We start from the raw sequence: 1,236 nt of genomic DNA, 5'->3' as shown, positions 1-1,236 counted from the left end.
GTCGGCCAGATCCTTGAATGACAACTTCCCGGTCTTCACGAACTGGATGATGCCGTCTTCCATGTTGCTGAAGGCATTGGTGAATAGCGATTTGCTTTGGCCGGCCACATCAGCAGCTTGCTCGGCATAGTTCTGAAATGCCGACCTTGCACCGTTCGACCAGTCGGCCTGAGCCTTATCCACTTTGGCCCAGCCATTCACCATGATTGCGACCTGCTGCGGGAATAGCTCTTCGGTGATATTGATCTGATCCTGTAAATCCTTGCGCTGCTGGTCAGTTGACGCCCTGGCAAGCTTGGTACGCAGATCAAGGATTCGGTCGTTGTGATCGCTTTCAAGCTTCAATCGCTCCGAGGCTCGTTGTGCCTCCTCGGTTCCCTGCCCAATAGCAGCAGCTGCCTGGTTGGCAGCTTCCTGCTGGGTTTGGAGTTGCTTCTGTATCTGCAGTCGATACTGCTCGGCCTGGCTCAGCTCGCCACTTTTTTCAATAACTGCGGCGTAATCCTTTGATGCCTGACCAAGCGCAATACCATATTGCTCCTGCGTGATCTTCCCTTTCGAAAGGGCAAGCTGCAGTTTCTCCTGTGCCTCGGTCAGATCTCGAACAGCCTGTGCTGCCGGGTCTGCCTTTTTGTAGAGGGCATCGAAGGCGCTCAATGCGGCGTTCAGCTCACCTTTTTCGCTAGGCCCCTTGGGGGTTTTTGTTGCCTTGTTTGGCGTGGTGCCGGCCAAAATTTGCGCCATTTGCTCTTCGGCAAGTTGCTGAGGCGTTTTCCGCGGGGTAGCCGGTGCGGCTGGAGCGGTACCGCCATTTGTCAGCAGCCCATAGCCACTGAGCCCTTGCTTTTGCTGATCAACCAGCAGCAGATTGCGACCTGCAGTCAGGTTAATCGACTTGTCGATGATCCGCTGCATCGCGCTGACTTGCCGGGCCGAACTTTCTTCGGCCGCTTTTGCCGTATCGTCCAGAGCCTTCTTCTGTGCGGCTGCCGTATCCTCAGCGGCCTGCATGGCGGTGTAACTCGCCACCAGCAGAACCTTCAGGCGCTCCTGCTCGACCTTGTTGTTCTCCCTCACCGCATCCTGATACTTGTTCAGAAGATCGGTCTGGCTTGCGATGGCTTTGGCTTGAGCCTGCTGCGACTCGCTGGCGCCCATTTTTACTGCGGTGTACGCCGCCTCAGCTGCTGCGTTGGCGCCAACCAGGTCGCGGGTCTTGGTCAGTTGCTCAATGTA

At 56.3% G+C, this 1,236-nt stretch carries 1 protein-coding gene; it reads right to left on the bottom strand.

The window, feature by feature from the left end:
* The coding region (locus L6D63_RS28340; protein WP_276574673.1) for a phage tail tape measure C-terminal domain-containing protein at nucleotides 1-1,236 on the bottom strand (1,236 nt) is incomplete at both ends.

The organism is Pseudomonas parakoreensis (assembly GCF_021602155.1).
GTDB classification, from domain to species: domain Bacteria; phylum Pseudomonadota; class Gammaproteobacteria; order Pseudomonadales; family Pseudomonadaceae; genus Aquipseudomonas; species Aquipseudomonas parakoreensis.
The sequence above is the reverse complement of the archived record's forward strand: the minus strand, read 5'-3'. Positions and strand labels throughout refer to the sequence as shown.